The following is an 8648-nucleotide window of genomic DNA, read 5'->3' on the forward strand; positions in this document are numbered from 1 at the left end:
AAACTCTTATAGAGAAAGACATTTGGCGATTTTTGTTAATTGTTTTCGATCTAGAGCGAACTAATCAATTAAATCTCTTGCCAGATAAGGATTTAGTCGATTTATGCCCCCCTATCGAACCATACTAAGTAACGAAGAACCCAAAATTTTATCAATACCTACAAAGAACAAGTAGATCGCAAGTACAATCGTATTGTTAGCCGTTTAAATCGTAAATTGACTCATCCCGTGCGCGAACAAGAAACTGAGTTAGGTAATTTAATCGCTGATATCTTCTTAGAAATAGATACGATTGATGTCGTGCTTGTCGGTAGTGGTTCCATACGAGGTAAAGAATTAGGGCCTGTGGTCACTCTTGAAGATCTTAAGAAGGTTTATCCGTATGATGGTTCTCTTTATAAAATTAAAGTTACTGGAGCGCAACTGACAAAGGTATTTACCCATTTTCTGCGCCCAGAAAACAGAAAGCCTGGGGAAAGTCAATGTTATCAAATCAGCAAAGGTGTTCGAGTAGTTTATAACAATACTAAGAAAGCAATTGAATCTTTCAGTATTAATGAACAACCTGTAGAGGCTGATCGTTTATATGTAATCTGCGTGCAAGATTATCATTATCAAAATTCGCTGAAGAGTTTGAATCTCACGCCTGAAGAAATAGCTAACGCTAAAGTTGTTACTACTTCAAGCCAAGGTGTTCTTGAAGAATATTTAAGTACTCATCAACTTCTTGACGGTCAGGTGGAAGGACGCTGGACTTTTGTTAACTAGAGTTTATGACTCTACCCAATTCGTGAAGCGTCTGAATGGAAACTTAGGCACGATTAGCAAATCCAACAATGTTTGAAACTTGCTTCCAATTTGTGAAGCGCCTGAATGGAAACGATGTGTAGGGTTAATTCATGAATTAACCCTACAATTTTTTTACTTCCAGTTCATGAAGCGTCTGGTACTAAATTCGGTTATTAAAGACTGATTATCTATTCCCATTTTGCCGTTCGGCTATCCTGATATGTAGCCTATAATCAACGGATTTAGTCTCAGTTATCAGTTATCAGTGGGTAAGTAATCAGTGATCAGATGTGATACTAAATCCGGTTATTAAAAACTGATTATCTATTGCTCCTTTTGCCTATTGCAAGAGTGCCTATTGCCTCTCCTGATATGTAGCCTATACTCAACGGATTTAGTATGACTAACTGGTTGAGAGGTTAAACCATCTCAAAAGCTGAGAGTAAGCATCTTGATCTGTATTTTCTCAACCAGTCAAATCAAGCAAGAATCCTAATAATAATTACCGACTTTGCGATGGTGAACAGCCGTTAAACCATCAGGTTTAGAAACGCGACCATCGGCGACTTTATTGTAAACAATCCAGTGGTCAGCACATTCCATACGACTAACTACCTCACATTCTAAATAAGCGAGGGCATCGGCTAAAATTGGGGAACCATTATTAGCCGTGCGAGTATCGACTCCTGCAAAACGATCTTCCCCGGGTCCGAAACGTTTTAAAAAGTGTTTCATCAGGGTTTGATAATTGCCTTCTTCCAGAATATTTAAAATGAATTGATCCCCCACTTGCAATAAAGACTCGATCGCCCGATCTTTGGCCACAGCAACGGTAAAACCGGGAGGATCAAAACTTGCTTGAGTTACCCAAGAAGCGACCATTGCCCCGCTTCTGTCTCCTTTCTTGGTGGTAATAATATATAAACCACCGCTAATCCGTCCGATGGCTTTATCGAGGTCAGTATCGAGGGATTTTCTTTGTTTAACTTTTACCTCTTGGGTTAATAGTTGTCCCATATCTGTTCCCGCTTCTTCACAGCGTTGATAGAGACTCTCGTTAGGAGTTTCTGTGCTACGAATGGGATCGAAAGCTTTGGTTAAGCCAACTTCACGAAACTTATTAAATAGAGGTAAAATCGGTTCATCATCACCCCCTTGAGATTCAAACATTCCGAGGTATTGTTTGGGGTTAACCGAGGCGAGAATTGTGCCTAGATTCCCCGTAATTTCTTGGGCATGAATACCAGAAACGGGGGGAGTACCGATGACGATTCCCACCGCGGAAGAAGCTAATTCTTTTACCTCTTGGGGATCGGCGGATTTCAGGTCTAGAGTTTCTACGGCCACACCAGTTTTAGTAATACCTTTGGCGATCGATTGACAGAGGCGATCGCTATAACCATAATCGGAAACGTAGAAAACAGCGACGGTTTTTTCTGCCTTAGTTTGTGCCTGACTCCAATCACGATAATGGGTCAATAATTCAGTAACATTATGTTTTAATAACGGTCCATGACCATTAGCCACGAGATTAATATTACCCAGGGGTTCCATCCTTTTCATCGCCGCTAGTACGGAACGAGCATTAGGAGCCATTAAACATTCATAATAGAAACGATAATCCGGTTCAATAACACTTAATTGCTCATCGTAAAGATCATCGGAACAGTAGTGCATTCCGAAGGCATCACAGGTAAATAAAATTCCCGAACCGTGATCGTAGGTAAAAATAGTATCGGGCCAGTGTAAGTTAGGAGCATTAACAAATTCGAGAATGTGACCGTTGCCTAGGTCTAACTGATCGCCATTTTTGACCAGTTGACGTTGAAAGGGATGATGAACTAAATTCTCTAAAAACTGAATTGCCACTTTCGACCCAACGACGGTAATATTGGGAGCGAGTTCCAATATATCTCTGACTAACCCACTGTGATCGGGTTCGGTATGACTGATAATTAAATAATCAATTTCTTGGGGGTTAATTAATCCGTTGAGGCTATCAAAATATAGTTGACGGAATTTTTCGTGAGAGGTATCCACAAGGGCGATTTTTTCCCCACGAATCAGATAGGAGTTATAAGTCGTACCGTTTTGTAATCCGAATTCAATATCGAAGCGATCGCGATCCCAATCGAGGGAACGAATAGCGGTAGTGTCTGCGGTGAGATCGGCCACCTGCACGGTGAGACGTTTTGTTTTGACTGGTGTAGCAACCATCGAACCTCTCCTTATTGTTAAGTTTTTTATACTTTGTCTCTATTGTGCCACGAGGAAATAAGATATGGGGATTTATTTTCCCATAATTACTGATAACAGTTATCTTAATGGTCAGGTAGGAGTCGATCGTCGATACCGAATTAGCTTATACTTCATCTTTATGAGAAAAGCTCTCTTCAGATATGAATCCTCTTTTCTGGGATTTTTAAAACCTAGACCCAAACTAACTTTTGGATACGATTGAACGCCTTTATTAGCTGTCACCTTCTTTTTAACAGTTCATATTTATCCCCCAATGTGAAAATTGGCGGTCTTTGTAGGCAAGGGTAAAAGTGGATAAATAATCTTGACCGTCTAAATCGAGATTAAAGGCAGAAAAGCAGACCCACAGACTACGTTTATCAACGGCGACAGAGCGACTAAAAATTTTACTGAGAGTATTGGCAGTCAGTCCAGTGTGTTGGCTAAGAATGTCTAAGGTGCAGCGAGTGTTTTGTTTTATTTCCCAATTCACTTTAGCACGGTGCAGTTTTTGGTAGCCGATAGAGGTTAAGATTACGCCGCGCTGACGAGAGGATTTACCCTTTGACTGTTCCATAAGTTACCTCATCAACATAGAGATTAGCAGAATTTTCCATTATGGTAATCAATGGGGATACAAAAAATTACTTTTTTTACAAGATTTAAAGTTTGCGCTAGGAGTCAGGATTTTAACTAGGTGAGATCACCGATGATTCTCCTTGAACAGTTATTATGTACTTAACCGATGGGAGTCTATCGTTATTTAGCGATTGAATGGGGCGATCGCCGTTATGCTTCATCAATTTCCCATAGATTGTGATTAATCCCATACGGCATTTTCATAATGATTTAAAATGTGATAATCTTTGGTTAGTAAAATATGTTTATCTACTGAAGCGTTACTAACAATTAAGCGATCAAAGGGATCACGAGTCCAGTTAATAATGACAGACTGATTGATAATTAAATTAAAATCTTTTTTACATACCTTTAAATCAAGGCAACTTACTAATTCTAGAACAATGTCGTCTGATTTTTCAGTAATTCGCCCAATTTCGTATAAATATTGTAACTCTAGCCTTACTATCGGCGAAATATAGAGTTAATTCTCGTTAATTAGATGTTTGGCGCAATCGCTTAATTTAGCAGTTAGTCCTGCATAAAGCCAGACAACAATATGAGTATCAAGGTAAATCAAGGTTTGTCTCCTGTTCCCAACTGATTTGTACAAGATCATCGGGATCGCCAATAATGGCTTGAGGACGATAGATTAATTTTTGTAATTTATCTACGGTTTCAACGGGACTAATGATTAATCGTTTGCCGTTGCGCTCAATTTCTAGGGGTTTTCCTGTGTTGAGGATTTCATCGAGCAGTTGGTCTAGGTTATTTTGTAATTTACTTGAGGTGACGCTTTTCATTGCTGGTCAAGGGAGTAGGGAGTTTTGGGGACGGGAGATATTCGCTATTATAGCGATCACCGTTATGCTTGATAAATTTCCTGACGATGCCCGATTTTGTGGAGATCAATAATGAAATACTGCTCTAAGCAATCAAATTCTAAGTAAGATTATTAAAATTAGAATCTTTGAACAAAATCCGAAAGTTCTCTTGGGTGAAGTGTTTGTCATGGGTTAAGACTTCTATAATGCCTCTTTGTTTCATTACAATCATAGAGATGCAATCTGTGAGGCTATAGCCTTTATCTAGACGGTTGGCATAAAGTTCTACACCTGATTGAATTAAATAGGAATCAACGCTAATAATTTGCAGATTTGGAGAGGTTCGGATTTGGCGATAGAAATTGACGACACCTTGTTTCATGGGTTGATCAAATTTGGCAAAAAAGTTGAGATATTCCACCAAGACTAAATCGGTTGTAATTAAAGAATAATCTTGAATTAACGTACTAAAAGCTCGCACTTGTCTATGCCATTGATCTTTAGCATGAATCAAGGCAACCCAATAAAATGTGTCGGCGAAGAGGGTCTGCATTATTCTTGAGGAGAATTGCCATAAAGATAGTAATCCAAGTTGGCCGCCGCATCGGTGGGGATCTGGTCAAAGGATTCTTCAGGGATGGTGGCGATTATTTCATCGGCGATTTCCCAAATCGGTTTGTTAGTTTGCGGGGAAGGGGCGGAAGTTTTACATTCCCAATCCTCTTGATCCACAATAGGACTGACAATATCCCCTAAGGTTTTGCCTTTACCGATTAAATGAGCAGGGGTCGTTCGTTTTACCTGGGTTGTGGGAGATGGTTCTTCTTCAATGATAAGGATGGCGCGGAGGGTCTGTGCTTTGGGCTTTTCCCCTAGCCATTGGATATGATCGCCTTCGATGGTCACGTCATAATGTTTGAGCATGGTTAAGGTTCTCTAACAATTTTCTTAACTAAGTCTATGATATTGCAGTGATAGTCTAGTTTAGTCTGAATTTAAGAGGTTCGGCAGAAAAGAGTCTATATTGTTCTTGAAAGTTAGGGTTAGGCGATCGCCGCTATGCCTCATAAATTTCCCGACGATGCCCGATTCTGTGGAGATCAATAATGAAATACTGCTCTAAGCAATCAAATTCTAAGTAAGATTATTAAAATTAGAATCTTGGAACAAAATCCGAAAGTTTTCTTGGGTGAAGTGTTTGTCATGGGTTAATACTTCTGCAATTCTCCTTTGTTTCATCACAATCATAGAAATGCAGTCTGTCAGGCTATAGCCCTTATCAGGACGTTCATCAAATAGTTGAATTCCAGCTTGTCTGAGTTGAGGCGTATAAGAAATAATTTCCATGTTCGGCTCTTGACGGATTTGAAAGTAGGTCGCAAGAGCTTTTCGACGCATAATCGCACCTTTAGTTGCAAAATAATTGAGTGTTTCATCTACAATGCCATCGGTAGTTATTAGATAATCATCTGTATATTTTTGGGCATAATTTAAGGCAATAAAGTGCCAGTTATCCCTGGGATTAATCAAGGCAATCCAATAAAAAGTATCAGCAAAGATGAGTTTCATTGTTATTGTTTTGGTGTGCCATAAAGATAATGATCGTGTTGTTCGGCTCCATCGGTGGGTAGGGTTTCTAAGACTTCTGGGGGAATATCGGCGGTGAGTTCTTCGATAAATTGCCAAAAGGGTTGTTTCGGTTTGGTGGTTTGGGTTTGATGGAGGAAGTTGAGGAGTTGGTCAATGGTTTCATCGGAGGCGGTTTCGATTTCCTGTAGGAGTTGTTCTTTGGCTGTCATGGCTGGTTTGGGATGGGGGAATACTCGATATTATAGAATATTATAGAGATTTATCGGGCGATCGCTGATTGTATCGCGGTTTCTCCATCAATTCCTTCGCCTCTTCAAGAAAGTCCCCTTTTTTAAGGCTTCGGCCGTGAGATCAGCCGAACGGGGGATTTAGGGGGATCAAACTCGATTGCCCATTGTTGATAGCGATCGCATTTACTCAGTAATTGCAAGGCTTCGGCAATGATTTCATCTGGATTGGCATAACCTCCTGTATTTAGTTTGGCTTCGATCAGCTTTTAGTGTTCGGGTTTTAGGGTTAATTTCATGGTTGTTAAGGCTTGGCTTTTTTTCATTATAGGTTCGTCGCTGTGGGATCGTCCCAAGTTTGCTCAGGCAAGATGCGCTACTCATTTTTACTGTGGGGTAAGCTCTCTAGCCTGTCCAGATGACAAAAGTGGGATATTTCCATCTCGGTTTTTGTGGTCTTGGGTATGAAGTAGAAGTTTGGGGTTGGGAGAGTGGGGAGATTGTCAGGATATTTTGACAAGGCTTGGGCTTAAGTTGGTAAAGTTGGGGATTTTTCCCAAGTTAAGGATTTTTGCGGGAGGGTGGAGGGGCTGGAATTTAGGCGGGGTAGGGATTTGGGGGATTTTACGAATTTTTTCCTTAAGTTGGTAAACTTTGGTTGTTTTGCGGAAGTATTTTTGCTAAATTGTTCAATATGGTAAATTTCATTAACTTTAGCTTAAAAATAGTCCAAAATGTTTAAAATTCAAAATGCTTTTTGATCTGTAGGTAAGTTATGGCAGCAATTCCAAATTCAAAATTTGACAATTCTGAAAACCTTTTTGGCTCGCTTCTTATTCCATGTATGTGCGGTGAAAAAATTAACGTAACAATATATGACATATTAAGCTCCAATGAGATCAAATGTGCGCATTGCAATGCTCGTCTAAAGGCTGACTATGAAAAAAATGAAGAGTCGATCAAGTTGCTACAAACGCTTGTACAACGTATTGGGAGTATAAATCATGCAGCTTTTTAGAAAAGAAAATGACAACAGCACACAACCTCTCAAAAAAGGTTTAATTTGGTTAGATGAATTATTCATTGCTATTCAGAACGCTCTGCTCAAGACCCATGAGGCTGGACTCTCTCAACACATCGAAACCTTAAAGGAGTATTTTGAGGAGGATTCTACCAATAGCGATACAAAAAATTCTGGATTAAACCCTAAGACTATACCTCTGAATATTGCTAACTTCTCCAATTCTGGCCGTGAAGATGATTTTACATTTCCCCTTCATGTGCCGATAGCTAGTCTTATTCCACACAATTCGCTGCTTATTGACGAAGTAACCCTTGATTTTGAATGTATTTTGACCGAATATGCTACACCAAATACTAATGAGCAAGGACGACTAGCTCTCCGACTTAGTCGTAGTGACAGTGGATATGCGGGTATGCCAGCACGTATCTCAGTCCGTTACAAAATGGGCACTCCGCCAGAAGGTGTCGCACGAATAAATGATGCTTTAACGACGAGGATACCATGATCGAGATTTTAATTCGCACCTGTCTTTTAACCTCTAAAGCTTTGACGCTTGAAAATATCAGGCTTTTTTTAAAATCTTCATTTAGCGAAGAACCCGACGGTACTTACACGCCACATAACTTTGAAATTCAGATGCCATACTGCATCGGAGATAGCGACCGGGTAGTATCTTTACCCAAACCCGCTATTGTACCCGTCACGCTATTGGGTGTTGAAAATTTTAAGATATCTTGTTGCGCTCAAATAGCAGAATTTCAAGCAAATTCAGGAAAATCAGAACTATATTTACTCCCTACATCCGCAAAAATACGACGTAGCAACCGTTCCACTCATCTTTCGATTCAACTTAAAATGCGTCGAACTACAGTGCCAGAAGGAATACAAAGAATTGTAGATAATCTATCAAAAGTTACTTTTGTTAGATGTCCGCAAGATCGAGGACTAAAACCTCGGAACGTCCCCTAAACTTTTACTTTTTTTAAGAGGAAATTTCAATGACAAATCCATCTTCTTCCGATATGCCTAACCCTTCGGAACATCCAGAACTGCCCGTTACTGCGTCTAGCAGTCCACCTAGCTCTCCCATAGTCAATGAAAGCCCCACGCCCTCGGAAATTGCCTCAACGATCAGGGCTATGGCGGACGCTGCGGCTACTATAGCCGATTTAGGAGCAAATCTGGAAAGAACATCAGTAGAACTCTTGCAAATTAATTATATGTTATAATGATGGGTTAACTAATTTTCCCCAAAAAATTAGTTAATCAGTACATTTGTCCTGAATGAAAACTTGAAGTTTAACTTTTAACTCAAAACTCTTTAGAGCTGCTTTAATT

12 protein-coding genes are annotated in these 8648 nt (G+C 39.8%); 5 read left to right on the plus strand and 7 right to left on the minus strand.

Features of this window, described 5'->3' with window-relative positions; all coding sequences use genetic code 11:
* Window positions 1-228 precede the first annotated feature (228 nt).
* On the plus strand, window positions 229-768 hold the full coding sequence (locus IM456_RS04395) for a 5'-nucleotidase C-terminal domain-containing protein (RefSeq protein WP_223211016.1): 540 nt from the start codon (window positions 229-231) through the stop codon (window positions 766-768).
* A 513-nt stretch (window positions 769-1281) separates the two neighbouring features.
* On the opposite strand, the gene IM456_RS04400 is transcribed toward IM456_RS04395, so the two are convergent.
* From IM456_RS04400 to IM456_RS04430, 7 genes are all read right to left on the minus strand, one after another.
* Window positions 1282-3006: a diflavin flavoprotein gene (locus IM456_RS04400; RefSeq protein WP_287693270.1), complete on the minus strand. Its 1725-nt coding sequence runs from the start codon at window positions 3004-3006 to the stop codon at window positions 1282-1284.
* A gap of 271 nt (window positions 3007-3277) precedes the next feature.
* On the minus strand, window positions 3278-3604 hold the full coding sequence (locus IM456_RS04405; protein ID WP_012263869.1) for a hypothetical protein: 327 nt from the start codon (window positions 3602-3604) through the stop codon (window positions 3278-3280).
* A gap of 607 nt (window positions 3605-4211) precedes the next feature.
* The gene (locus tag IM456_RS04410) at window positions 4212-4448 is read right to left on the minus strand and encodes a type II toxin-antitoxin system Phd/YefM family antitoxin (protein WP_002769357.1); all 237 of its coding nucleotides are present in this window, start codon (window positions 4446-4448) and stop codon (window positions 4212-4214) included.
* A gap of 139 nt (window positions 4449-4587) precedes the next feature.
* Window positions 4588-5022, minus strand: a complete 435-nt coding sequence (locus IM456_RS04415; protein ID WP_149988067.1) for a type II toxin-antitoxin system VapC family toxin — start codon at window positions 5020-5022, stop codon at window positions 4588-4590.
* A complete protein-coding gene (locus tag IM456_RS04420; RefSeq protein ID WP_149988066.1) occupies window positions 5022-5393 on the minus strand; it encodes a hypothetical protein in 372 nt (123 codons plus the stop codon). Before IM456_RS04420 ends, IM456_RS04415 begins: the two co-directional genes overlap by 1 nt.
* Window positions 5394-5603: 210 nt before the next feature.
* Window positions 5604-6038 (minus strand): type II toxin-antitoxin system VapC family toxin, encoded by a 435-nt coding sequence (locus IM456_RS04425; RefSeq protein ID WP_149988065.1) that lies wholly within the window; start codon window positions 6036-6038, stop codon window positions 5604-5606.
* Between the two features lie 2 nt (window positions 6039-6040).
* Window positions 6041-6268: a hypothetical protein gene (locus IM456_RS04430; RefSeq protein ID WP_045356058.1), complete on the minus strand. Its 228-nt coding sequence runs from the start codon at window positions 6266-6268 to the stop codon at window positions 6041-6043.
* Window positions 6269-7061: 793 nt separating this feature from the next.
* Between IM456_RS04430 and IM456_RS04435 the strand changes: the two genes are divergently transcribed.
* Genes IM456_RS04435 through IM456_RS04450 form a run of 4 tightly spaced genes read left to right on the plus strand, consistent with a single transcriptional unit; the run spans window position 7062 to window position 8539 of the window.
* Complete coding sequence (locus tag IM456_RS04435; RefSeq protein WP_149988064.1) at window positions 7062-7304, plus strand: hypothetical protein; 243 nt, start codon at window positions 7062-7064, stop codon at window positions 7302-7304.
* On the plus strand, window positions 7291-7815 hold the full coding sequence (locus tag IM456_RS04440; RefSeq protein ID WP_149988063.1) for a DUF2589 domain-containing protein: 525 nt from the start codon (window positions 7291-7293) through the stop codon (window positions 7813-7815). Before IM456_RS04435 ends, IM456_RS04440 begins: the two co-directional genes overlap by 14 nt.
* On the plus strand, window positions 7812-8279 hold the full coding sequence (locus tag IM456_RS04445) for a DUF2589 domain-containing protein (protein ID WP_149988062.1): 468 nt from the start codon (window positions 7812-7814) through the stop codon (window positions 8277-8279). Before IM456_RS04440 ends, IM456_RS04445 begins: the two co-directional genes overlap by 4 nt.
* Before the next feature lie 29 nt (window positions 8280-8308).
* Window positions 8309-8539, plus strand: coding sequence for a hypothetical protein (locus IM456_RS04450; RefSeq protein WP_149988061.1), 231 nt, complete (start codon window positions 8309-8311; stop codon window positions 8537-8539).
* Window positions 8540-8648 lie beyond the last annotated feature (109 nt).

Source organism: Microcystis sp. M079S1 (assembly GCF_020246425.1).
Classification (GTDB): Bacteria; Cyanobacteriota; Cyanobacteriia; order Cyanobacteriales; family Microcystaceae; genus Microcystis; species Microcystis aeruginosa.